Consider the following 23,372-nt stretch of genomic DNA (forward strand, 5'->3'; position numbering starts at 1 on the left):
CACGCCACTGGCCGACTGTCGATGGAGATCGTCCGTGCCAATGGCACATCCCTCAAGGAAAAGGAGTACCAAATGAGGCAACCGTTCTCCGGCCGCCGCCTCGGCGCTGCCACTGCACTGACTGCGGTCACCCTCGTCGCTGGAGGCTTGGCGATGGCGCCGGCCGCATCCGCCGCAGTGACCGGGAAGACCGCGACCACGCCCGTGAAACCGGCGTCGTCGGGCCAGTGCCAATACATCCTCGTCACCAGCGGCTACCCGATAACGACCGCCCGAGCCCAGGCCTGCGAAAACGGAGCTGGAGGTACCTGGTATTCCTGGGAGCTGTGCTGGGCCGGACTCGAAGGAACCAACGTATCGGACTATGTCGTAACGCTGGCCTGCAACGCAGCCGCCGACTGACGGCTCGGGGCGGTCGGCCGCGAAGAAGGGCCGCCGCTCGGGTCCGTGAAACAGTCGCAAAGTAGAGCGTTCACCCAGGTCACCGCCCGTCTCAGAACCGTCTCTCAGAACGCCGAGGTTGTGAGAGACGGTTCTGCGAACGGCGACCTAGGGGAACATCCGTGCCGAACGCACGGCGCGTTGCCCTCGCACAAGGTCGCGACCGCTCTCATCAAATACCGGGGCTCGGCTGAGTTACGGCTCAGGGTCAGGCGCCGGCTTCTTGCTGGTCGGATTCGATGTTGTCGAGGACGGCGCCGAGCAGGCCGGGGAAACGGGCCTCGAACTCATCCATGCGGAGTCTGGCGCTTTGTTGCTGCCCATGGTGACTGCGGAACAGCAGCCCGCATTCCCGCAGGATCCGGAAGTGATGGGAGGTGTTGGACTTGCTGATGCCCAGTTCGCGGCGGATCTCCGAGCACTCGGTCTCCCCGTTGCGGGCCAGCAGGGCCACGATCCGTAGGCGGAACGGATCGCTGAGCCCGTGCATCGCGGCCGCCAGGGTCACATCCGCCGGATCGGCGTGGAAGACATCACGCATGGCTCAAAGATATCCAAAGGTTCAAAGATCGTTGTACCGTTGAACTCGTGTCCGAGCTGAACCCACGGATCTATCTCCTTGCTCTCGGTACCTTCACCGTCGGAACGGAGGGCTACGTGATCGCGGGCGTCCTGCCCGCCGTCGCCCACGACACGCACACCTCGGTCGCGGTGTGCGGCCAAATGGTGACCGTCTTCGCCCTGGCGTACGCGCTCGGCGGACCGCCGCTGATCAGGCTTTTCCATGAAGTCCCGCCGAAGCGGGTGCTGATCGGCGCCGCCGTGTTCTTCGCGGCCGCGAACCTGCTCGCCGCACTCTCGCCCGACATCGCCGTGTTGATCACCGCACGGATACTGGCCGCCGGCGGCGCGGCCCTGTTCCTGGCCCCGGCCGCCGCGGCGGCCGCCGCGCTGACCCCGCCCGAACTGCTGCCCCGGGCGCTCTCGGTCACCGCCACCGGTAACGCGTTGGCGCTGACGGCGGGCGCGCCCATCGGGACCCTGATCGGGTCCGCCTTCGGCTGGCGAGGGTCTTTCCTGTTCGTCACCGGCCTGGCGATCCTCAGTGCGCTCATGGTCGGGGCTTTCCTGCCCGAGGTACCGGCGGCCCCGACGCCGGCCGGCGGCCGGCTCGCACTGCTGGGACACCGGCCGATCCAGTCGGCGCTCGCCACCACCTTCGGCCTGTTTCTTGCCTCCTACACCGTCTACACGTATCTGTCCCCGGTCATGGGCACCGCGATCGGGGCGGGCAGCACCGGTGTGGCCATCTTGATGGTGGTCTTCGGAGCGGGCGGACTCATCGGCGGCCGGATGATCGGGCGCGTGCTCGCCCGCTTCCCGCTGGGCGCGGTGCTGCGAGCCGTCCTGCTCGTCGTCACCATCATGATCTCGCTCCTCGCCCTGCTGACCGGCGTGCACGCGCACACCACGGCCGACACCGTCATCGCGTACCCGATCGTTCTGATCTTCGGTGCGGCATGGTGGTCCGGTGGCATCAGCCAGCAGACCCGGCTGGCCACCCTCGCCCCCGACCAGCGCTCGCTGGCCCTGGGCCTGCAGTTCTCCACCCAGTTCCTCGGCGTCGCAACCGCCGGCGCTGTCGGCGGACTCACCCTCGGGCTCTCCGGGCCCGTCGCCGTTCCCACTGTCGCCGGCATCATCGCCATCGCCACAATCGTGACCATCCAGCACACCCCCAGCCTCACCCTCACGAAAGAGCCGGAAGGGCAGGACCACGCGCCCCACAGCAGACCCGCCGCCCGCTGACGGGGCAGATATCCGGAAGGCCACGCTCGCCCAGTAGCTCTACGACGCGCGAGAGAGAACCGCCCAGCCGATCGCCGACCCGTTCGGTGTGCCGCGCTCGACGGTCTACGGACACCTCGACAAAACAAAGATCTTCCGTGGTCGGCGTCGAACCCGCGCATTTCCTTGCGGTGGTGAGGTCGAGTACGCGAGCGCCAGGCGGTGCTCGCCGCTGTCCGTGCCAAGGACCCGGAGGCGGCGGCTCGCGCCATGCGCGACCATCTGGAGGCGTCCAGGTCGCGTCTGAAGAACGCCTACGACTCCTGAGCGGAACGCCTTCTCGCTGCGCCGACGACGCCGGGCCACCGGGACGGCCGCCGACGATGGTTGAGCCCCACCGCGACCTCAGGGCGGGGGAGAGGGCGCGCGGTGTAGTCTCCGTGTACTACACGTCGTAGTTGTTGGGTGAGGTCATGCGTCCGCCTGGCTGGTTCCGCTTGATGCGCGCCGCGGTTTTCGCCGGGGTGTGCGTCGTGCTGTCCCTGGCCGGCCATGATCTGATGGCCTCCCGTCCGGCACCGTTGTGGGCGGGCGGAGCCGCTGTCGCGGGGGTGACCGCGGTCGGCTACTGCCTGGCCGACCGGCGCCGGTCCGCATGGTGGATCCTGCTGGCGGTCGAGGTCGTCCAGGCGTGCCTGCACGAATGGTTCGCCTGGGCCACTCCCGCCGACCCGGGCTCGGCGCTCGCGCACCCGGCCATGACCATGCACGGCGGCGTGCACGCCGCGGTGGGCTCTGGCATGGCCGTGCCGATGAATCACGGTGCCGGCGCGTCCGGCCTGGGCATGGCCGCGGCGCACACGCTCGCCGGGGCGCTGGTCGCGCTGTGGCTGTACGCGGGGGAGCGGGCCGCCTGGCGGGTGCTCGACGTCCTCGCCGAGGCGGTGCTCCGTCCCGCTCTGCGCGTCCTTCTCCTGCTGGCGCACGCCAATCTCCTGGCGTCGCGGCGGCCCGGCGGTGTACGGCGCCGGCGGGGTGTGGATCAGACGCCCCCGGCCGTGGCCGTGCTGCGGCACGTTCTGGTGCGGCGTGGTCCTCCTCGGGGCATCGGCGCGGTTCTTCGCGCCGCCCTGTGATTCACGGCTCTTCCCCGCGCTCACACAGCGCCTCCGACCGGGTTTCCGCCTGCGCGCGGTCCGGCGTTGCGCCCTGCCTCGGGAACGGGTCGTGGTCACCGTCCCCCTGTACGCACGTACTTTTCCCGAGGAACCCATGTCCTTCCCGCATGCCGCCAAGCGCCTGCTGACCGGAGCCGGTGCCGTCACGGCCGCCGTCGTCGCGCTGGCGCTTCCCGCGTCCGCGCACGTCACCATCAACCCGAACACCGCCGAGCCGGGCGGGTACGGCGCCTTCAACGTCCGCGTCCCCAACGAGGAGACCGACGCCGACACCACCAAGGTGCAGCTGTACCTGCCCACCGACCACCCGATCGCGTCGGTGTCGGTACAGCCGGTGCCCGGCTGGACGGCCGAGGTCACCAAGAGCCGGCTGCCCGAGCCGATCAAGATCGAGGGCGGTGAGCTCACCGACGCGGTCACCGCGGTCACCTGGTCCGGCGGCAGCATCCGGCCCGGGCAGTTCCAGCAGTTCTGGATCTCGCTCGGCCCGCTGCCCACCGACACTCCCAAGCTGTACTTCAAGGCCCTGCAGACCTACACCGACCACAGCGGCAAGACCAGTATCGTGCGCTGGATCGACCTGCCCGGCGGTGGCGCCGAGCCGGAGCATCCCGCGCCGTCGCTCACCCTGGCCAAGGCCGCCGCGCCGCAGGCGAAGCCGATCGTGAAGAAGACCGAAGACGGCGCGGGAACCGCCCTGGGCGCCGCCGGCCTGGTCGCCGGACTCCTCGCCCTCGGCGTCGCGATCGTCGCACTCCGCCGAACCGGCAGGTCGACCGGCGCATGAGGGTCGCTCACCTCCGCCCGGCGGTCAGGTCCGCCGGGCGGCGTTCCCGCATGCTCGCGTTCGCCTGCCTGCCACCGTTCCTGCTCGCCGCCTGCGGCGGCAACCGCCGGGGTCTCCGCTAAGGAGTTCGCGGCCGACCTGCCGACACTGCTCGGGGAGGACGGCGGATGGGTCAGGACCCCCGAGCGGCGCGCCGGGCGGTCGGGCTCGGCGCGGTGATGGGCGCCGCGATGGTGGCGGCGACGCCCGCGTCGGCGCACGCCACCTTGACCTCCTCCTCGCCGTCTCCTGCATCGGCGAGGCGGCCTGGACATCCGGTCGCTGCCGGCCGGGCGTGACGGCCGGACGGACACCGCCTGTCACGTGGCCGCCGGCGTTGCCCTGGCCTCCATGCCCCTCGCCATGAACTCGTGAAACCTGAAACAGACATGCAAGGACGTGAAGTGATGTCCCCTTCCTCGACGAAGCAGCCGGTGACGGCGCTGCCATCTCCGCTGGTCCTGTGTTTCGCCGCGTTCTTGGCCGCGCTGTTCGCGGTCGCGTTCGCCGCCGGACGGCTGGCCGGGCCGGTCGCCCCCGGCATGCACCGCACCGCGCCCGGCACCGTGCCGGCCGGTGGGCGCGACACGGGTGGCATGCCCATGCGGGGAGGGCACCGGTGAGCGCCCAGACCACCGACCTGGCCATCGAGGGGATGACCTGCGGTGCGTGCGTGTCCCGCGTGGAGAAGCGGCTGGGCCGGATCGACGGGGTGAGCGCCGCCGTGAACCTGGCCACCGGCCAGGCCCGCGTCACCCACCCGGCCTCGGTCACCACCGAAGACCTGATCGGCGCGGTGGAACGGGCCGGGTACCGCGGACGTCTGGTACACCACACCCCGGAACAGACCCCCGAGGAGGACCAGACCGGCCGGCGCGCACGCGACCGCGTCATCGTGCTGACCGTGCTCACGGTCCCCGTCCTCGTCCTGTCGATGACCCCGGCGCTGCAGTTCCGCAACTGGCAGTGGCTGTGCCTGGCACTGGCCGCCCCCACGGCCACCTGGGGAGCATGGCCGTTCCACCGGCGCGCGGTGGCCGGCCTGCGGCACGCCACGGCGACGATGGACACCCTGGTCGGCATCGGCGTGGTCGCCTCGTTCGCCTGGTCGGTGTACGCGCTGTTCCTCGGCGGCGCGGGCACGCCCAGGATGCGGATGCCGTTCGCCTGGACGGCCACCGCGGAGGGCGCGAGCGCACACCTGTACCTCGAGGCCGCCACCGGCGTCACGCTGTTCGTCTCGATCGGCCGCTACCTCGAAGCCCGCGCCCGGCGGCGTACCGGATCCGCGCTGGCGACCCTGAACGCGCTCGCCCCCACGGAGGCGCACCTGCCGGACGGCGGTCGCGTCCCGGTCGGGGAACTGCGGCCCGGCCGGCGGTTCCTCGTCCGGCCCGGACAGACCGTCGCCACGGACGGCGTCATCGTCGAGGGAGCCTCCGCCCTGGACACCCGCCTGCTGACCGGCGAGGCGGTCCCGGCCGAGTGCGGTCCCGGAGACCCGGTGACCGGCGGGACCATCAACGTCGGCGGCGCGCTCGTGGTCCGCGCCACCGCCGTCGGCGCCGACACCCGGCTCGCGAAGATCACCGCGCTGGTCGGCGACGCCCAGCTCGGCAAGGCACGGGCACAACGCCGCGCCGACCAGATCGCCGGTGTCTTCGTGCCGATGGTGCTGGCGATCGCGATCACCGCACTCGGGTTCTGGCTCGGCGCCGGGGCCGACCCCGGCGCGGCGATCAGCACGAGCATCGCCGTGCTCGTGGTCGCCTGCCCCTGCGCCCTGGGGCTCGCCACCCCGCTGGCGCTGCTGGCCGCCACCGGAGCGGGCGCCCGCCACGGCGTTCTGATCAGCGGCCCGGACGCCCTGGAACGCCTCGGCCGGATCGACACGGTCGTGCTCGACAAGACCGGCACGCTCACGACCGGCCGGATGACGCTGCTGGCGACCACCACCGCGCGCGGCATGGACGCCGACGAAGCGCTGCGCCTCGCGGGAGCCGTGGAAGCTCTGTCCGAGCATCCGATCGGCCGCGCCATCGCACAGGCGGCACGCTCAGGCGGACCACTGCCCGCGGCGGACGGATTCAGCGCCACCGCAGGCCATGGCGTACGCGGAGTGGTCGATGGCCGGTCGATCGGCGTGGCCCGCTGGGACGGCGAGCCGCTGCCCGCTCCGCTGCGAGCCGCGATCGACCGCGCCGATCACGACGGCCACACCAGCATCCTCCTCCGGGCCGAGGACCGGCCGGTCGCCGTGTTCACGGTCGGGGACGATCTGCGCGACGGCGCGGGGAAGGTCATCGCCCGGCTGCATCGGATGGGACTCCGTACGGTGCTGGCCACCGGGGACCGCCTCGCACCCGCGCGTGCCGTCGCCGACCGGCTGGGCATCGACGACCGGCACGCCGAACTCGACCCGGCCGGCAAGGCCCGCCTCGTCACCGACCTGCGCGCGCGAGGCCGGGTCGTCGCCGCGGTCGGCGACGGCGTCAACGACACCGTCGCGCTCGCCGGCGCGGACCTCGGCATCGCGGTCGCCGACGGGACCGACGCCGCCATCGGCGCCGCCGACGTCACGCTCATGCGCTCCGACGTCGGTGCGATCGCCGACGCCATCACCATCGCCCGCCGCGCGAGCACGACGATCAAGGTCAACCTGGCGTGGGCGTTCGCCTACAACCTCATCACCATCCCCCCGGCCGCACTCGGGCGGCTCAACCCGATGCTCGCCGCGGCCGCCATGTCACTCAGCTCCCTGCTGGTCGCCGGCAACAGCCTGCGTCTGCTGCGCGGGAGGAGGGCATGAGCACCGTACGGGCGACAGTCCTGGCGAGCGCGGTGACGCTGGCGCTGCTGGCGGCCTGGACCCTGACCGGCCTGGCCGGGAGCCCCGCGCGGGTGCGCGTCCTCGGAGCATGGGTGATGGCGCCCACCGCCGAACGGACCGGGGCCTACTTCACCATCACCGATACCGGCGACCAGGCCGACGAACTGCTGGGCGTCAGCACACCGGACTCCTCATCGGCGATGCTCGCCCGTCACTCGTACGCGGCCGGGGTCGGGCGGATGACCATGCTCGACGGAGTGGTCGTCCCCGCCCATACGGACGTGCGCATGACGCCCTACACCACCAACGTCATGATCCAGCCGCGCGGACCACTGCCCGTCGGCCGCGAAGTGCCGTTCACGTTGGTCTTCCGGTACGGCGGCACGGTGCGCGTCACCGCCGTCGTCGTCCCTCCCGGCGCCGCATCTGCCGCCCCCTGACGCTCAAGACCCATCGATCGCGCGAAGGAAACCTCACCATGCCCGTACGCACACCGAACCTGATGGCCCTGAGCGCCTTCACCGCGGCGCTCGTCCTGACCGCGGCCGGATGCGGGAAGTCCACTTCCCCGAGCGGTACGCCCGTGACACATGAGACGGCACCCCGGAGGACCGCCTATCCGTTGACCATCGACAACTGCGGCCAGAAGGTCACGTTCACCCGGCCACCCAGCCGGGTGCTGATCCTCAACGGGACGTCGGTGGCGGAGGTGGAGAGCTTCGTCATGCTCGGGCTGACCGGGAGCATCCTGGCGAACGCCCAGCACTATGGCGTGTCGGACGACCCGTCGATGGTCACCGCGATCAAGGCCCTGCCCACGCGTGGCCTGACGATGAACAAGAACTTCGACGTTCCCGCCGAGCAGGTCCTGGCGGCGAAACCCGATCTGGTGGTCTCCACCTGGTCCGGCGGGTTCGACGCCCGGAGCGGCTTCGCAACGCGTGAGCAACTCGCCGCCGCGGGCATCCGTTCCCTCGTCAATCCGGTCAACTGCGCGAACGGGAAACCGAACGCGTCTCCGGCTGAGAAGGAAGCTCTGCGGCACGCGTCGATCGAATCGTCGTTCCAGTTCATGACCCTGCTCGGACGGATCTTCGACGTGCAGGTCAAGGCCGCGCAGATCGTGGCCGGGCTCCGAGCCCGCGTCCGAGCCGTCCAGGCAAGGACCGCAGGGGCGCCGCCGCGCAAGGTGCTCATCGCGTACCCGGGGATGTCGATGATGAACGCCAACGGTCTGCCCGCGGTCATGACGGGCGGCATCTACGACGACGTCATCAAGGCCGCCGGAGGCCAGAACTCCTTCGCGGGACGAGGAGAGGACACGACACGGACGCTCAACGCCGAACAACTCGCCGCCGCACAGGTCGACGTCCTGGCCGTCGGCGTCTTCACACCCGATGAGAAGCCGGCCGAAGAGGCACGGCGGCTGTTCGCGGCCTATCCGCAGTGGCAGGCGTCGAAGACCGGTACCTACGCGATCGTCTCCGACGGCGTGTACTTGGGGCCGATGAACGCCTGGGCGGTCGAGAAGCTGGCCAAGGTGATCCACCCCAATGGCTGAGCGACTCGACCGGCCGCATCTGGTCTCCGGCCGCACGACAGGCGTACTGATCGCCGGGCTGGCGGCGGCACTGCTCATGGCATCTCTGGTGGCGATTTCGATCGGCTCGGTGACGCTGCCGATCGGCGCGGTGTGGCGGGTGGTCGGCGCGCACCTGACCGGCCGGACCCACGGGATCGATCCGCTCCGCGACCAGGTCGTCTGGCAGATCCGCACCCCACGGGTGCTGCTCGCGGCGGTCGCGGGTGCGGGCTTGAGCGTCGCGGGCGTCGCCCTGCAGGCGCTGGTCCGCAACCCGCTCGCCGACCCGTACGTCCTCGGCGTGTCGTCGGGCGCCTCGCTGGGCGCCGTGCTGGTCGCCGCGCTCGGGACGACGGCGCTCGGCGGGATCGGGGTGACCGGCGCCGCGTTCGGTACCGCCCTGCTGAGCGTGCTGGTCGTCTACCTGCTGGCCCAGCGGGCCGGTCGCCTGCTGGACTCCCGGCTGGTCCTGGCCGGCGTCGCCGTCGGCTATCTGTGCTCGGCCGCGACGAGCTATGTGCAGCTCCGGCTCGATCCCGCGCAGTTGCAGGGCCTGATGTTCTGGCTCATGGGCAGCGTCGCCGGTGGTACCTGGCACAGCCTCGGCGTGCCCACCGCCGTGATCGGCCTCTGCCTGACCTACCTGCTGTCGCAGGCCCGGAACCTGAACGCGCTCGCCGCAGGCGACGACGCGGCCGCAGGATTGGGCGTACCGGTGCAGGCGCTGCGCGTCACCCTGCTCGTCGTCGCCTCGCTGCTGACCGCGACGGTGGTGAGCGTCGCCGGCGGGATCGCCTTCATCGGGCTGATGGTCCCCCACATGGCCCGGTTCATCGTCGGCGGCGACCACCGCCGCGTCCTGCCCGTCGCGCTGCTCCTCGGCGCCGTCTTCCTCGTCCTGGTCGACCTGGCCTCCCGCACGGTCGACCGCCCGGACGAGCTCCCACTCGGGATCTTCACCACCGCCCTGGGCGTGCCGTTCTTCCTGTGGCTGCTGCGGCGCCGCGCCGGGGGGAGGATCTGATGCGACTCACCATCGCGGGCCTGTCCGCCCGCATCGACGACCACCCCATCCTGTCCGACGTCGAGATGACCGCCGAACCCGGAGAGTTCGTCGCCCTCATCGGTCCCAACGGCAGCGGCAAGTCGACCCTGCTGCGTACCGTCTACCGGGCGCTTCGTCCCACCGGCGGGGTCGTGCGTCTGGGCGGTGAGGACCTGTGGGCGATGCGGCCCCGCGAGGCCGCGCGCCGTCGCGCGGTCCTCACCCAGCACGGCGACGTCGACGCCGAACTCTCCGTCGCCGAGGTCGTCACCATGGGCCGGACCCCGCACAAAAGACTCCTCGAACGCGAAGACGGCACCGACCGCGCCATCGTCGGCTCCTCGCTCGAACGGGTCGGGATGGGGGCGCAGGCCGCGCGGCTCTTCTCGACCCTGTCCGGCGGCGAACGACAGCGCGTCCTGCTGGCGCGGGCGCTGGCGCAGCAGGCGCCACTCCTGGTACTGGACGAGCCCACCAACCACCTGGACATCCGCGCCCGGCTGGACCTACTGGACCTCGTCCGCGACCTGGGCCTGACCGTGCTCGCGGCGCTGCACGACCTCGACCACGCCGCCGCTTACAGCGACCGCGTCGTCGTGCTTCAGGGCGGCCGGATCGCAGCCAGCGGCCCGCCGTTGGAGATCCTCACCCCCGAGCTGATCGCACACGTCTTCGGAGTCCGCGCGCACATCGGCCCCCACCCCATCACCGGCCGGCCACACATCGCCGTGGCCTCGCGACCGGAGTGAGCGTTCGGCCCGACTCGAGGCCACCGGCGCGAGCCCTTCCCCGTCCGCCGGCTCGTGACCACGCAGTCGAACGGCGTCGGTGCCGGTCACGCCGTGGGGCGGGGCCCTGCGGCGCGGCGGAGCCGGTTGGCGATCGCGAGTCCCAGCCCTTCCTCTGCCGGCAAGGAGGCGATGATGAGGTCGCACCCTCGCTGGTCGAGCTCGCGCAGGAACCCGTACAGCCCGCGCGCATAGGCGGCCATCGAGTCGGGGACCGCCACTACGGTGTGTGCCTTCACCGGAGCGTCGGCGAAGGCCGGGGGAAGAAAGACGCCCACCTGGTGCCCTCGCTCCTGCGCGCTCTCGGCTTCGGCGGCGATGTCCTCGGGCTCGACGAGGATGACCTGCGCACGCGGCGCGTAGTGCGAGGGGTGCTGGCCCGGCACCCGGATGCGGCTGGTCGAGTGGACCGCGAGCGGGCGGCCCAGCGCCGCTTCGAGGTCCTCGCGCGTCACCCCGCCGGGCCGAAGAATGCTCGGAATCTCGCCCGTGGCGTCGACGATCGTCGACTCGACGCCGACGTCGCAGGGGCCGCCGTCCAGCACGAAGTCGACGGCGTCGCCGAGCTCCGTACGGACGTGGTTCGCCGTGGTGGGGCTGACCTGACCGAAGCGGTTGGCGGACGGGGCCGCGACACCGCCGCCGAAGGCGGACAGCAGCGCGAGTGCGACGGGGTGGTCGGGCACGCGCACGGCCACCGTCTCCATGCCACCAGTGGTTTGGAGGGCCACCCGGCGACCGCGCCGCAGGACCAGCGTGAGCGGCCCCGGCCAGAAGCGTTCGGCCAACAGACGCGCTGTCGCGGGCACCTCCTCGACCCAGTCACCCAGGTGTTCCGCGCCGCCGAGGTGGACGATCAGCGGGTGAGAGGGTGGGCGCCCCTTGACCTGGAAGACGCGTGCGACCGCGGCGGAGTCCTCGGCGTTGGCGCCCAACCCGTAGACGGTCTCGGTCGGGAAGGCCACCAGGCCGCCGGCGCGCAGCACACCCGCCGCCTTATCGATGTCACTGGTTATCGCCGTCACCCTCACGATCCTCCCACTGTCCCGCTCACCCCTGGTCCGTGGTCTCGCCGGCGCATGACGTCCGGTCTTCATCCAGTCTCCCGGACGGTCGCATGAGGTGGGCGCCTGAGGTGGCCGGTTCTCCGACCACCCACGAGGCGTCGATCGCCGCGGTGGAGTCGGCCGGCAGGAACCGGGTGAACCGGCGAACCTGGCCGATGTGCTCCGTTATTCCGGCGAACTCGCCCCGTCGTGGCCTGAGACGGCGATCAGACCCGGCTGCGGATGCGGCCGGGTCCACCGCCGACCAGCGCACGTAAGCCCAGAACAGACGGATGACCGGGTACGGGCCGGGAGGATCCTCTATCCCGCGCCAGAGTATGTGGCCGCCAGCGCCTTGGTTGGGTGCTCGTATGTCGCGGTACCACTCGGCACGCATCCACGAGGGAATTCCTCAACCGCAGCGCGATGGCCGGGGGGCGCGTGGTGCCGGTTCGGCGGTTCAACGGCATCAGAGGTTGCCTGCGGGGGTTTGGAGCACGATGGCCGCGGCTCCCCAGGCGGTCGACCAGCGGCCGAGTTTCGCGAGGTCGAGGTGGACGGCGTTGGCGGCCGGAGACATCGCGGTCCGGGCAAGTTTGTTCCGGATCGGGTCGAGCAGGATCTCGCCGGCCGTGCTGAGGGCTCCTCCGATGAGGATCGTGTTGGGGCTGTTGAGATTGACCAGGGTGCCGAGCGCGATGCCGATCAGGTCGCCTGCGTCCTCGATCAGGGTCCGGCAGAACCGGTCTCCTTCTTTGGCACGGCTGGCGAGGTCGAGAACGCTGTCGATCCGCGGCGGGGGGAGACGGTTCGCGGCGCCGGTGGGCCGGGCTTCGATCGTGCGGGCTCTGGCGGCGTGTGCCTGCTCCAGGAGCTTCAGGCCTCCCACGTAGAACTCGAGGCACCCATGGTTGCCGCACGGACAGATGTCGCGCTCGAGGTAGTTGAGCGTGATGTGTCCGAGCTCTCCGGCTGTTCCGTCAGCGCCACGGTGCAGGCGGCCGTTCCGGACGGTGCCCGCGCCGATGCCGGTGCCGACCTTGACGAAGGTGAGCTCGTAATCGCCGTCGATTTCCCGCCAGGGTTGATCAGGGCCGAACAGGGCCTCGCCGAGGCAGCCGAGGCTCGCGTCGTTCTCGACGATGACCGGTACGCCCAGGTGCTCGGACAGGTTCGGGCCTGGTGAAAAGTCGGCCCAGCCGGGAAGCAGGGTGGGGCTTCCGACCACCCCTTCGAGCGTCACGGGAGCCGGGATACCGAGGCCGACGCCGATGACGTCGGCGGCGTCGGTGTGGTTGCGGGTGAGGAGGGCGTTCACCAGCTCGACCACCTTGTCGGTCGCGTCGGTGGGACGCAGGTCGGCGTTTCGGGGATGGACGTGGGAATCCAGCTCAGGACCGGTTGAGATCTTGTCGATGGGCTGATGGCCCAGACTCGTGAGCACCACGGAGATGTGAGAGCGGCCGAGGTCCACGCCCACGGCAAGACCCGCCTTCCGGGTCAGGAAGATCGTCTCTGGTGGTCGGCCGGGCCAATGCCCCGAGGTCTCGTTCTCCTCTTCGGAGGTGATCAGCCCATGGTCTTTCAGCTCGGTCACCGCTGCCGACACGGTCGGCCGCGACATGCCGGTGCGGCGGCTCAATCGTGCCCGCGTGCTGGGACCTTCCGTCCGCAGCGCCTCGGCCAGCCGCAACGCTCCCTTCGTCAGACCGAAGCGGGTCCACGGTGAGCGCACCAGACCATCGGTCATGTCCACATGCTCGGTCCGCCTTCTGCCGCACGTCAAATACCCGGCATCGCAGGCTCGCGGAGGTGCGCCTTATCGAAGGCGTTGGCTCAAACATAGATCCTTGGCAACGAGTTCCGTCAGGTCTTGCCTTAAGTGCCGTGTTCACGAAGGGTAGTTATGTCTGATCCGACTCGTTAGATGCGGGTTGATCGACTTGGTGCGACGAGGCACCCCGCGCGCGGTCAGCGAGCGACCGGTGCGCACGGTCCAGGAGACCGGCTCACCGAGCGCCTCTATCGCGGATGAACGATCGACCGCCTGGCCGCCGTCCACTCGGCTCGGGGTGGCATCCAAGGAGATGAAGTGTCCCAGCACGTCAACCGCCAATCTCTCGTGGACCCCGCCGTGACCAGCGGCCCGGACCACATGCCGGCCGCAGCCGGTGCCGCGATGGGGGGAAACGGCGGCAGCGCCCACGACAGCGTGGCCTGGGCGCGGGAGCGGTTTCTCGAAGCGGGAGACGTGCCACCGGTGGGGTTGCGGGCCGGGATCGTCGAGTCATGGCGCCGTTCCCGGCTGTCGGGCGTCGACAGCGCGGATCTGGATCCGCCGTATGTCGGTGACGTTGACGCCGACGACCGGCTCCTGCGGGCGGCACGGCCGGTGCTGGACCGGTTGGCGGAGACGCTGTTGGAGACCTGGATGAGCCTCGTCGTCTGCGACGCCGGCGGGCGGGTGCTGCATCGGCGGGTCGCCGACCGGTCGTTGCTGGAACGTCTCGACGAGGTCAGGCTCGCCCCGGGCTTTTCCTACGCGGAGGAGTACGTCGGGACCAACGGCATGGGGACCGCCCTTGAGACCCGTCGGGTCTCCTACGTCTCCGGAAGCGAGCACTTCAACGAGCGGCTGCACGCGCTGGCGTGCGCGGCCTCGCCGATCTGGGATCGGCTGACCGGACGCCTGACCGGGCTGTTGAACGTCACCTGGTGGAACAAGGACGCCGATCCGCTGGCCCCTGTCGTGTTGCCCGCGTTGGTGCACAACGCCGCGGATGCCATCGAGCAGCGGTTGTTGGAGTTGGGAGCGGAGCGGGAGCGGGCCTTGTTCACCGAGTTCCTGGCCGTTGGGAGGCACGCAGGTCGGCCCGCCGTCACCCTCAGCGACGATCTCATGATGGCCAACCGGCAGGCCACCGAGCTGCTCGCGCCCGCCGATCACCCGATCGTACGGGACCGGGCAGCCGAACTGCTGCGATCCGGCGAGTCGTCCGGCCAGGTCACGCTGTCCCACGGGGAGGTGGCCACCCTACGGTGCCGCCCGATCGGAACACACGCGGCGGTGGTGGAGATCGATCTGGCCGATGTACCGCGGCCCACGCCCCGGCCGCTGGTCCAGCCCGCCTGCCTGCGCCTCGCGGGAAAGTCCGTGATCTTCAGCAAGGTGTGCGCGGAGCTGTTGGCGTGGTGCCGAAGCGGTGTCCGGGTGCTGGTGGAGGGCGAGCCAGGATCAGGCAAGCTCGCGCTCGTCGAAGCCGTTCATCGCGCGTGCGCGCCCGGGGGATCGCTTGTCGTCATCGAGCCGGACCAGCGGGTCGAAGAGGTCGCGGCCCGCCTGGATCAGGTGCTTTCGAGTTCCTCGGTGAAGCACACGGTGGTGCTGCGCCATCCGGAGCGTTTCACCCCGGCGGTGCTGACGGCGATCACAGTGTGGCTGGACTCGATCTCCGGGTGCTCGGACCGGCTCTGGCTGGTCGCCACGGCGACCGGCGACGCCGAGTTGCCGGACGACCTCCTCCGCGGCCTGCCGGTGACACTGACCGTGCCACCACTGCGTCATCGGATCGATGACCTGCGGGAACTCGTCCCCGTCCTTCTGCGCAGGTTCGCCGGTCACCGGGCGGTCTCGTGCGGCCCGGCCGCGATGCGGGTCCTGCTGCGGGCACCCTGGCCGGGGAATGTCGCCGAGTTGGAACACGCGCTACGGCACGCATTGACCCGCAGGAGGGCAGGGCAGATCCGGCCGGAGGACCTGCCCGAGTCATGCCATGTGACCAGCCGGCGTGTGCTCACCCAATGGGAGACCCTTGAACGTGACGCGATCGTCCGCGCTCTACTGGAAACCGACGGTGACAAGGTCGAGGCGGCCGACCTGCTGGGCATCTCCCGGGCGACGATCTACCGCAAAATCAACTCCTATGGGATCTCGGTGCTCCCTCACGGCAGCAGGTGATCTGAGCGATGCCTTTTCGGCTCAGCAGGGGCCGCCGGAGAAACCGCGTCGCTCCGGCTACAAGACGATGCGGACCGAGACCCGGTCCGTCTCGAACTGAGACGGCTCCACAACGGGATCACACGGTTGACTCTCACCGTGGCCGAGGTGATGACCGCACCGATCTTCGGCTTCGCGTACCGCAACGCACCGGCGTGGGATGCGGCTGAGCCGCCGACTCCCGCGCCATGACGTCGACGCGAGACCAACGGGGATGCCGGGCTTCGACCAGGGGGAGTCGCCACCGTGCGGCCGTTCTCGCGGGCACCGCCCAACGGGGCGCAGGCGGCCGCCGTCATCGCCGATTTGACGGCCCATCACATTCACCGGGGACCGCCCCCGAAAGCGACGAATGGACGGCAAGCATGACCAACCACGGCCTGATCGCCCTTGACCGCCAGGACGGCGCCGAAAGGGAGGCAAGGGCGATCTCCGGGATCGATTACGCGGCGCTGTTCGCCGCCACCCCGACCCCCAACGTGGTGCTCGACCCAGATCTGGTGATCGTGGAGGTCAACCAGGCATATCTGGATGCGACAGGCAGGACCAGGGAAGATCTGCTCGGACAGTACATCTTCGATGCCTTCCCCGATAATCCCGCCGACCCTGAGGCCGAGGGGGTGCAGAACCTGAGCGCCTCGCTGCACCGGGTCCTGAACTCACGGCAACCGGACGTGATGCCGTTGCAGAAGTACGACATCCCGATCATGAATCGGCCCGGGCAGTTCGAGGAGCGGTGGTGGTCAACGATCAACACTCCGATCCTCGCGGCGGACGGGCACGTGACTCAGATCATCAACCGGGTCGAGGACGTCACCGCATTCGTCCAGTCTCGTGTCGCCGGTGACCACCTGCTGTCTGAGCGGATCACCGAGCGTGATGCGCTGGAAGCGGAGCTCTATGAGCGGGCGCGTGAACTGCAGCGGCTGAACGAGGAATTGCGACAGGCTCATGCCCGTGAGCGGCAGGTGGCCGTCACCTTGCAGGAGGCAATGCTCCAGTCGCCGGACCTGGCGCAGCACCCGGACGTCGCGGTGCGGTATCTACCCGCCACCGAATCCCTGAATGTGTGCGGCGACTGGCATGACCTGATCGACCTGTCGGACGACTGTTTCTCGGTGGCGGTCGGCGACGTCGTCGGCCATGGGCTGGACGCCGCCGCCACCATGGGCATGCTCCGCAGCGCCCTGAACGCCGCCGTGCGCGCGACCCAGCGCCCTGCCCAGGCGCTGGAGAGCCTGGGCTTGTACTCCCGGTCGTTCGAAGGTGCGCTGAACACCACCGCCGTCGCGGCGCTGGTGAATCGCCGCAGCCAGGTGATCGTCTACAGCAGCGCAGGACACCCGCCCATGCTGTTGGTGCACCCGGACGGCAGCTGTGACCTGCTGGACCAGGCCACCGACCCGCCGCTGGGAGCCCGACCTCAGCACGTTCCCCGTCCCCAGGCATCCCACTCTTACAGCCCCGGCGACACCCTCGTGCTCTACACCGACGGATTGATCGAACGCCGCGGCGAGGACATCGATGCAGGCCTGGCCCGCCTGACCGGCGTCCTCGGCCGTCACCGCACCCTGGACCCGGAGCCTCTGGCCGACGCCCTGCTGACCCATCTGGGCGCCATCCACGGCACCCGCGACGACATCGCCATCGTCATCGTCCGTCTGTGAGCCCGGCGCCCATGCACTACCCCGTGGACCGACGAATGCTCGGCAGTCTGCCGGTCTCGGCCAAAGGAGCGTTACGGCGGAACACGACATGCCCGCGGCATCGTCGGCGTCTACAGCCGTCACCGACCCATGAGAGGTTCTGCCCCCGACCTGGCGAATGGGCAGTCCCGATCAGCCGTGGAGCACGCTGCTCCTGATGCCGGCCGATCGTTAGCCTCAAAAAGGACTGTACGGTCTTCGGTGTAACTGGATGAGCAGAGTCGGTCAAGCTTGGAGGTGTCCGCATGTCATCGGCTGACACGCCGTCGGCCGCCGGCGGTCGGCGCAAGCGGTCCGACGCGCGCCGGAACGCCCAGACCCTGCTCGACGCGGCCGCGGCCGTCTTCGCCCGCGCCGGCATCGACGCTCCGGTGCGGGACATCGCCGCCGAGGCGGGTGTGGGCATGGGCACCGTCTACCGGCATTTCCCCACCCGCCCCGATCTGGTGGTCGCGGTCTTCCGCCACCAGGTCGACGCGCTCGCCGCCACCCCGGCCGGCGCCTCCGGCGAAGACCCCGAGGCCCCTTATGAGGTGCTGCGCGCATGGGTGGCCCGGTTCACCGACTTCCTGGTGACCAAGCACGGCCTGCCCGAGGCACTGCACTCGGATCAGGCGGGGCTGGAGAGCCTGCACGCCGAGTTCGTCGACCGCCTCGTCCCGGTGCTCGACCGGCTGCTGCGGACGGCCGCCGACGCCGGCCAGATCCGCGTGGACGTACGCCCCCTGGACCTGATGATCGCCATCGGCAACCTGTGCATCGGCGCCGACACCTTCCCCGGCTACCGCGCCCGCCACATGGTCGACGTACTCCTCGCCGGCCTCCTGCACGGCGCCCCCGCCTCAACCGACGCTGACCGACCCAGGACACCTACAGGGCCCTGAGCGACGTCGCCGTGCGGGAGCCGCAACCCTGTCTTCCACGGTGCGCGGCGACTCGGTCGCCTTGTCGCCGGCCACCCCGGCCTCATCGGGACCCGATCGGATCCCTGCGTGCAGGCTATTCGGCTTGGGTCCGGGTCGGCCTTGCGGCGCGCGGCACTGTTGAGCGCCCCGTAGTCGGCGCCGGCGTTGATGCGCCACAGCTTCTGATCCGGCAGGCCGGCCTGCGATGACATCGCCGGTGGGCGGTTGATACCCGTCAAGCATTCCCTGGTGCAGGGTCGCCATGAACGTGCCCATCGCGTCACGGAACAGCGAGGCGCGGGCCGGATCGGCGGTGATCCAGTCGAAGTACGGCATGCCGAGGTACTTCGTCGCGGCCGGCTGTCCCGTGCGAAGCGTGGAACCGAGCGACGTCGGCGTACTGAGCGATTTTGTGTATCGAGCGGGGCGGTGTCCGTGTCCTAGCGTCGCGGTCGTGAGCGAGGTCAAGATCGAACCTTTTCCAGTGAGCATTCCCGAACGCGACCTGACGGACCTGCGGGAGCGTCTCGACCGTGTCCGGCTTCCTGAAGCGGAGACGGTTCCGGACGGTGCGCAGGGCATCGGATTGAGTCGCCTGCGGAGCCTGCTCGACGCGTGGCGACAGCACGACTGGCGGGCCCTGGAGAAGCGGTGGAACGCGATACCGCACTACCGCACCCGTCTGGACGGCCTCGGCATCGCGTTCTGGTGGGTGCGTTCTCCCGAGCCCGACGCGTTTCCTCTGGTGCTGACGCACGGCTGGCCCGGCTCGGTCCTGGAGTTCGAGGACATCATCGGGCCGCTGACCGACCCGGTCGCGCACGGCGGGTCCGCTGAGGACGCCTTCGACGTCGTGGTGCCCGCCCTGCCCGGCTTCGGGTTCAGCGCGCGGCCCCAGGAACCCGGCTGGAAACCCGGCCGTACCGCACGGGCCTGGGCAGATCTGATGACGCGGCTCGGGTACGGACGTTTCGGGGCGCACGGCGGCGACTGGGGCGCGCTCGTCAGCACCGAGCTGGCTCGCCTGGCGCCCGAGCGGGTTGCCGCCCTGCATCTGACCATGCCGTTCGCGTCGCCCCTGCCCGAAGACGTGGCGACGGCCGACGAGACGGAGAAAGGCATGCTCGCCAGACGCGAGAGGTTCATGCTGACCGGCTCCACCCATGTGAGGGTCCAGAGCGTGCTCCCGCAGACGCTGGGCTACTCCCTGCTCGACTCTCCCGCCGGGCTCGCCGCGTGGCTGAGCGAGGCACTGGTCGCCTTTTCGGACACGCGACCAGAGGCGGGCGGTGGGGTCAGCGTGGCCCAGCAACTGGACGACATCGCCCTGTACTGGTTCACCCGCACCGGCGCCTCCGCCGCGCGCTGGTACTGGGAGGCGGCGCGGGGGACGCCGCGGGACGCGGAGACGCAGAACGCGCTGACCGTGACCGTGCCGACCGCCTTCACGCTGTTCCCGGCCGAACCGTTCCCGGTCTCCCGGCGCTGGGCGGCACGCCGGTACCACAATCTCATCAGCTGGAACGAGATGGAGTACGGCGGGCACTTCGCGGGCTGGGAACAGCCCGGCGTCCTGGTCAGCGAGCTGCGGAACGCCTTCCGGCAGGTCCGTGATCACTGAACGGGCCGGGCGATCGCCTGTGCCGTGGTCGCTGGTCGGCTGCCGGCGTGACGGGCGAACCCAGCGTGACGGACGTACACCTGTCTCTCGGAGGAAGACCGCGGACAGGTGTGCCGTACTGGAGAATCCGCACCGTTGCGCCGCCTGCGTGACCGTGACACCACGTTCCAGCAGTCGTTTGGCCTCGGCGACACGCAGCAGGGTGAGGTAGCGGTGCGGCGTGTGACCGGTAGCCCGCTTGAACACTCGCAGGAAGTGGGAGGGACTGAACCGCGCCACACCGGCCAGTTCGGCGACGGTCACCGGCCGATCCAGTCGGTCCCTCATGTACGCCACCGTCTGACGCACGGGGCCTGCGGCCTCGCGCGGGACGAGTTCACCGAGTTCCACCGCCATGTCCTGCCTTCCACGTCGCGGGGCTGCTGGAGCCATGCATGGGATCGGAGGGGCCACGGGCTCCGGGCACGGCTGCTGTGTCTGCGCCGTCCGGACCGCTCAATGGACTTGGCCGAAGCCCGCGACGACTGCGACGCCCCTGATCATCAGTCGGCCGATCGCGCCTCGGAAGACCATCCACTGCCCGTCCACTGCCCATGCGCTGCCCGGTGTGCCTGGCGGATCGGCCGGGGGGCTCTCCGGCCGTTGGTGATCCTGGGCTAACGTTGATCCGTGGCGGTGCTGGGCGAGCGGCTACGAGAGCTGCGCAGGCGTTCGTTCGTCGGCCGGGACAGCGAGGTGTCGCTGTTTCGGACCGCGCTGGCCGAACCGGGCCTGATCTTCGTGCACGGAGCGGGTGGTGTCGGCAAGAGTGCGCTGCTCGAGGTGTTCGGGGAGGTAGCGGAAGCCGCTGGACGCCCCGTGGTCCGAGTCGACGTACGGCATCTGCGGCTGGCTCCGGGCGCGATGCCCGCGGTGGCCGGCGGTGACCGGCCGGTCCTGCTGATCGACACCTATGAACTGCTGGCGGACAGTGACGACTGGGTACGCGAGGAATACCTGCCTTCGCTGCCCGGCGACGTGCTCGTGGTGATCGCCGGGCGTCAGGCGCCCCGTCCGCAGTGGCGGGCGGACCCGGCATGGCGGGACCTGATGCGGGTCGTCGCGCTGGACAACCTGTCGCCTGACGACGGGCGGCGGTACCTGACGGTCCAGCAGGTGCCGCCGGAGTGGCACGGCCGGTTGCTGGCCATCAGCCACGGCCATCCGCTGGCCCTGTCGATGCTGGTCGACGCGGTACGCCGGGGCGCCGAACCGCGCACGCTGGCCGATCTGCCGGACGTGGTGAGCGCGCTGCTGACGCAGGCGGTCGACGCGGCGCCGAGCCCGCGGCACCGGGCGGTGCTGGAGATCTGCGCACACGCGCCCGTGACCACCGAAGAACTTCTGCACGAGGTGATCGGCGCGGATGCCGGGGAGTTGTTCGCCTGGTTGCGCGCGCTGCCGTTCGTGGATGAGGGACCGCGGGGGCTGTACCCGCATGACATCGCTCGTGACGCCCTCGACGCGGACCTGCGCTGGCGCGCCCCCGGCCGGTACGCAGATCTGCAGAGCAGGGTCGCGGCCGCGATGCTCGCCCGGATCCGCGCGTCGGTGGACGAGCGTGAACAAGTCCAGATGCTCGTGGACAGGATCGTCCTGGCCAGTGCCCGCTCGAAGAGCGAAACGTGCACCGCGCCGCCGCCGACGATGCAGGCGTACGCCGACCGGCTGCGGGACGGGGATCGAGATCCGATCATCGCGATGACCTCGGCCTGGCAGGGCGAGCAGCAGGCCACGCTGGCCGCATACTGGATGACGCGGCAGCCCGCGGCATTCTGGGTGTTCCGTTCCCTGTCGGGGGAGCCGCGCGGTTATGCCGCGTGCCTGGAGCTGACCGGGGCGGAGCTCGACGAGGACCCGGGGGCAGCCGCCATGTGGCGCTACGCGCATGACAACGGCGCCCCCCGCGCCGGCGAGCGGGTACGGGCCTGGCGGTTCTTCCTCGACCGCGACCACGGTCAGTTCTCCTCACCGTCGGTGACCCTGTTCTCGGCCTGCCAGACCCTCGACATCCTGATCCGCGGCGACAACTCGGCATGGACGCTGGTGGGCGCGTACGCCGACGCGGCCCAGTGGCGCCGCACCCTGGCCGACCTCGGTTTCCAGCCCGCCCCAGGAGCCGAGTACACGGTCGGCGACAGGCGGTTCCCCGTTTTCGCGCACGACTGGCGCCGCGTCGACGTCACGGAGTGGCTGCGCTTCGTCCGCGCCCGCCAAACCGGTGCGCCGGTTCACCTGACCGAACCCGGCAACGGCAAGGCGGTGCTCTCTGAGCCGGAGTTCGCGCAGGCCGTCCGGGATGCTCTGCGGGACCTGCACGCGCCGGAGCGGATACGAGACAACCCGCTGCTGCGCTCGCGCGTGGTGCGGCAGCACGAGCGCGGCGATCGGCCGTCCGTCGACACGCTCCGAGACCTGTTCGCCACGGGCGCGGGTGTGCTGCGGCCCGATCTGGGCGTGTTGGTGGACCGCACGTTCCTGCACCCGGCCACCACCCAGGAACGCATCGCCCAGCAGCTGCACCTGTCCTTCAACACCTACCGGCGCCACCGGGACCGGGCGGTCGCCCACCTCACGGAGTGGCTCTGGGCCCGCGAGGTCGGACAGCGGCCCACCATGGAGTGACCCCGCCAGGGACATCGTCCTTCGGGCTCGGCCCGGCGGCCGGGTCCGCCGTCGACGCCTTCGGCGGACTGGACGTCTTGGCCAACAATGTTGGACGCATCCTGAACAAGCCCGTCACGCACACCACCGCAGAGGACGGGACAGTCTGATTGGTTTCAGGCACGATGAGTGGCCCCGGCCAGGGGTGGATTCTGGCCCCACCTCGCTTCTCGATGCCGGGGCCTTGAGCGCGTTCTGTCCCGTCTTGTCGAACGCGAGGCAGTCTCGTCGGTCAGAGGCATTCGCCGATTCGGCTCACGTAGCCTGACGTCGTCAGGACGAGATCCCCCTTAGGATCGGCGTGCACCGCCATCACGAATGGAGTACGCGCATGTCCCCGCCGGTGACCGTCCCCGATTGGCGTGAGTTCTTGACCGCTCCCGGCACCCGATGGCCCGGCACGCAGCCTGCGGGGGAGGACGCGGTCCGCGCCGCCGAGCAGCGGCTCGGCGTCCCGCTGCCGCCCAGCTACCGGAACTTCCTGCTGGTCAGCGACGGCTGGGCCAAGATGCCGACCAACGCGGGCACGTTGCGAAGGGTCGAGGCGATCGGCTGGTACCCGGAGGCGGACCCCGAGATGTGGACCGCGTGGTTCGGGGACATGGACTTCCCCGAATTGGAGTCCGAGCTCAGGCGGTGCGTACTGATCTCCACCGACACCAACCAGGGCGACGTCTGGGTGCTCAGCGCGGACCACATCGGCGCGGACGGCGAGTGGCGGGCCTACGAGTGGTGGCCGGGTGACGGTGGCGATCTGTTGCCCCACGACAGCTTCGGCGCGCTGCTGCTCAGTGCTCGCGACAAGTGGCTGGCCGAGGCGGAGGCCTGACGCTCACGGCCCGCTGTCCTGAGCGGCGTACCCGCCGAGGAGCTGGTCGGCGCCCCGAACAACGGACCCCCCTCCGAGGCCGTGGAT

At 70.3% G+C, this 23,372-nt stretch carries 19 protein-coding genes and 2 pseudogenes; 17 read left to right on the top strand and 4 right to left on the bottom strand.

Features of this window, described 5'->3' with window-relative positions:
- The first annotated feature begins 72 nt into the window (after nt 1–72).
- Entirely contained in the window at nt 73–402 is a 330-nt protein-coding gene (locus NE234_RS42665; RefSeq protein ID WP_252786879.1) for a hypothetical protein, read from the top strand.
- Nucleotides 403–649: 247 nt separating this feature from the next.
- On the opposite strand, the gene NE234_RS42670 is transcribed toward NE234_RS42665, so the two are convergent.
- Nucleotides 650–982 (bottom strand): ArsR/SmtB family transcription factor, encoded by a 333-nt coding sequence (locus tag NE234_RS42670; RefSeq protein ID WP_252786880.1) that lies wholly within the window; start codon nt 980–982, stop codon nt 650–652.
- A gap of 47 nt (nt 983–1,029) precedes the next feature.
- Between NE234_RS42670 and NE234_RS42675 the strand changes: the two genes are divergently transcribed.
- From NE234_RS42675 to NE234_RS42715, 10 genes and pseudogenes are all read left to right on the top strand, one after another.
- Entirely contained in the window at nt 1,030–2,250 is a 1,221-nt protein-coding gene (locus NE234_RS42675; RefSeq protein WP_252786881.1) for an MFS transporter, read from the top strand.
- Nucleotides 2,251–2,448: 198 nt separating this feature from the next.
- Nucleotides 2,449–2,556, top strand: a pseudogene (locus tag NE234_RS46205) (hypothetical protein); the annotation flags it as partial.
- A 173-nt stretch (nt 2,557–2,729) separates the two neighbouring features.
- Nucleotides 2,730–3,365, top strand: coding sequence for a hypothetical protein (locus tag NE234_RS42680; RefSeq protein WP_252786882.1), 636 nt, complete (start codon nt 2,730–2,732; stop codon nt 3,363–3,365).
- Between the two features lie 136 nt (nt 3,366–3,501).
- Entirely contained in the window at nt 3,502–4,194 is a 693-nt protein-coding gene (locus NE234_RS42685) for a YcnI family copper-binding membrane protein (RefSeq protein ID WP_252786883.1), read from the top strand.
- Nucleotides 4,195–4,640: 446 nt separating this feature from the next.
- Nucleotides 4,641–4,856 carry a hypothetical protein gene (locus NE234_RS42690; protein ID WP_252786884.1) on the top strand — a complete coding sequence of 72 codons (216 nt, stop codon included), beginning with the start codon at nt 4,641–4,643 and terminating at the stop codon, nt 4,854–4,856.
- On the top strand, nt 4,853–7,042 hold the full coding sequence (locus tag NE234_RS42695) for a heavy metal translocating P-type ATPase (RefSeq protein ID WP_308207004.1): 2,190 nt from the start codon (nt 4,853–4,855) through the stop codon (nt 7,040–7,042). Before NE234_RS42690 ends, NE234_RS42695 begins: the two co-directional genes overlap by 4 nt.
- Nucleotides 7,039–7,503, top strand: a complete 465-nt coding sequence (locus NE234_RS42700; RefSeq protein ID WP_252786885.1) for a copper chaperone PCu(A)C — start codon at nt 7,039–7,041, stop codon at nt 7,501–7,503. The genes NE234_RS42695 and NE234_RS42700 overlap by 4 nt, the downstream gene beginning before the upstream one ends.
- A 38-nt stretch (nt 7,504–7,541) precedes the next feature.
- Nucleotides 7,542–8,624, top strand: a complete 1,083-nt coding sequence (locus tag NE234_RS42705; protein ID WP_252786886.1) for an ABC transporter substrate-binding protein — start codon at nt 7,542–7,544, stop codon at nt 8,622–8,624.
- Nucleotides 8,617–9,669, top strand: coding sequence for a FecCD family ABC transporter permease (locus NE234_RS42710; protein ID WP_252786887.1), 1,053 nt, complete (start codon nt 8,617–8,619; stop codon nt 9,667–9,669). Before NE234_RS42705 ends, NE234_RS42710 begins: the two co-directional genes overlap by 8 nt.
- Nucleotides 9,669–10,439 (top strand): ABC transporter ATP-binding protein, encoded by a 771-nt coding sequence (locus tag NE234_RS42715; protein ID WP_252786888.1) that lies wholly within the window; start codon nt 9,669–9,671, stop codon nt 10,437–10,439. The genes NE234_RS42710 and NE234_RS42715 overlap by 1 nt, the downstream gene beginning before the upstream one ends.
- Before the next feature lie 86 nt (nt 10,440–10,525).
- Here NE234_RS42715 and NE234_RS42720 read toward each other — a convergent pair whose 3' ends face one another.
- Together NE234_RS42720 and NE234_RS42725 are read right to left on the bottom strand one after the other, a co-directional pair.
- Complete coding sequence (locus NE234_RS42720; protein WP_252786889.1) at nt 10,526–11,503, bottom strand: L-threonylcarbamoyladenylate synthase; 978 nt, start codon at nt 11,501–11,503, stop codon at nt 10,526–10,528.
- A 490-nt stretch (nt 11,504–11,993) separates the two neighbouring features.
- A complete protein-coding gene (locus NE234_RS42725) occupies nt 11,994–13,274 on the bottom strand; it encodes an ROK family transcriptional regulator (RefSeq protein WP_256530290.1) in 1,281 nt (426 codons plus the stop codon).
- Between the two features lie 342 nt (nt 13,275–13,616).
- Between NE234_RS42725 and NE234_RS45730 the strand changes: the two genes are divergently transcribed.
- The 4 genes from NE234_RS45730 to NE234_RS42745 all read left to right on the top strand — a co-directional run bounded on the left by NE234_RS45730 (nt 13,617) and on the right by NE234_RS42745 (nt 19,753).
- Nucleotides 13,617–15,482 (top strand): sigma-54-dependent Fis family transcriptional regulator, encoded by a 1,866-nt coding sequence (locus tag NE234_RS45730; protein ID WP_252786891.1) that lies wholly within the window; start codon nt 13,617–13,619, stop codon nt 15,480–15,482.
- A gap of 404 nt (nt 15,483–15,886) precedes the next feature.
- Nucleotides 15,887–17,188, top strand: coding sequence for a PP2C family protein-serine/threonine phosphatase (locus NE234_RS42735; RefSeq protein ID WP_252786892.1), 1,302 nt, complete (start codon nt 15,887–15,889; stop codon nt 17,186–17,188).
- A 284-nt stretch (nt 17,189–17,472) separates the two neighbouring features.
- A complete protein-coding gene (locus NE234_RS42740) occupies nt 17,473–18,111 on the top strand; it encodes a TetR/AcrR family transcriptional regulator (RefSeq protein ID WP_252786893.1) in 639 nt (212 codons plus the stop codon).
- 475 nt (nt 18,112–18,586) lie between these two features.
- On the top strand, nt 18,587–19,753 hold the full coding sequence (locus tag NE234_RS42745; RefSeq protein ID WP_252786894.1) for an epoxide hydrolase family protein: 1,167 nt from the start codon (nt 18,587–18,589) through the stop codon (nt 19,751–19,753).
- A 66-nt stretch (nt 19,754–19,819) separates the two neighbouring features.
- Here NE234_RS42745 and NE234_RS46210 read toward each other — a convergent pair.
- Nucleotides 19,820–20,185, bottom strand: a pseudogene (locus NE234_RS46210) (helix-turn-helix domain-containing protein); the annotation flags it as partial.
- A gap of 237 nt (nt 20,186–20,422) precedes the next feature.
- On the opposite strand from NE234_RS46210, the gene NE234_RS42750 reads away from it, so the two are divergent.
- Both NE234_RS42750 and NE234_RS42755 read left to right on the top strand, forming a co-directional pair.
- Nucleotides 20,423–22,417: an ATP-binding protein gene (locus tag NE234_RS42750; protein WP_252786895.1), complete on the top strand. Its 1,995-nt coding sequence runs from the start codon at nt 20,423–20,425 to the stop codon at nt 22,415–22,417.
- A 370-nt stretch (nt 22,418–22,787) separates the two neighbouring features.
- Entirely contained in the window at nt 22,788–23,285 is a 498-nt protein-coding gene (locus tag NE234_RS42755; RefSeq protein WP_252786896.1) for an SMI1/KNR4 family protein, read from the top strand.
- Nucleotides 23,286–23,372: the final 87 nt, after the last annotated feature.

It is taken from the genome of Actinoallomurus rhizosphaericola (assembly GCF_024055675.1).
GTDB lineage: Bacteria > Actinomycetota > Actinomycetes > Streptosporangiales > Streptosporangiaceae > Actinoallomurus > Actinoallomurus soli.

Coding starts and splice junctions, on each gene's coding strand:
- NE234_RS42665 (WP_252786879.1), top strand. CDS start 73: ATGAGGCAACCGTTCTCCGGCCGCCGCCTCGGCGCTGCCACTGCACTG.
- NE234_RS42670 (WP_252786880.1), bottom strand. CDS start 982: ATGCGTGATGTCTTCCACGCCGATCCGGCGGATGTGACCCTGGCGGCC.
- NE234_RS42680 (WP_252786882.1), top strand. CDS start 2,730: ATGCGCGCCGCGGTTTTCGCCGGGGTGTGCGTCGTGCTGTCCCTGGCC.
- NE234_RS42685 (WP_252786883.1), top strand. CDS start 3,502: ATGTCCTTCCCGCATGCCGCCAAGCGCCTGCTGACCGGAGCCGGTGCC.
- NE234_RS42690 (WP_252786884.1), top strand. CDS start 4,641: ATGTCCCCTTCCTCGACGAAGCAGCCGGTGACGGCGCTGCCATCTCCG.
- NE234_RS42700 (WP_252786885.1), top strand. CDS start 7,039: ATGAGCACCGTACGGGCGACAGTCCTGGCGAGCGCGGTGACGCTGGCG.
- NE234_RS42705 (WP_252786886.1), top strand. CDS start 7,542: ATGCCCGTACGCACACCGAACCTGATGGCCCTGAGCGCCTTCACCGCG.
- NE234_RS42710 (WP_252786887.1), top strand. CDS start 8,617: ATGGCTGAGCGACTCGACCGGCCGCATCTGGTCTCCGGCCGCACGACA.
- NE234_RS42715 (WP_252786888.1), top strand. CDS start 9,669: ATGCGACTCACCATCGCGGGCCTGTCCGCCCGCATCGACGACCACCCC.
- NE234_RS42725 (WP_256530290.1), bottom strand. CDS start 13,274: ATGACCGATGGTCTGGTGCGCTCACCGTGGACCCGCTTCGGTCTGACG.
- NE234_RS42735 (WP_252786892.1), top strand. CDS start 15,887: ATGACCAACCACGGCCTGATCGCCCTTGACCGCCAGGACGGCGCCGAA.
- NE234_RS42740 (WP_252786893.1), top strand. CDS start 17,473: ATGTCATCGGCTGACACGCCGTCGGCCGCCGGCGGTCGGCGCAAGCGG.
- NE234_RS42755 (WP_252786896.1), top strand. CDS start 22,788: ATGTCCCCGCCGGTGACCGTCCCCGATTGGCGTGAGTTCTTGACCGCT.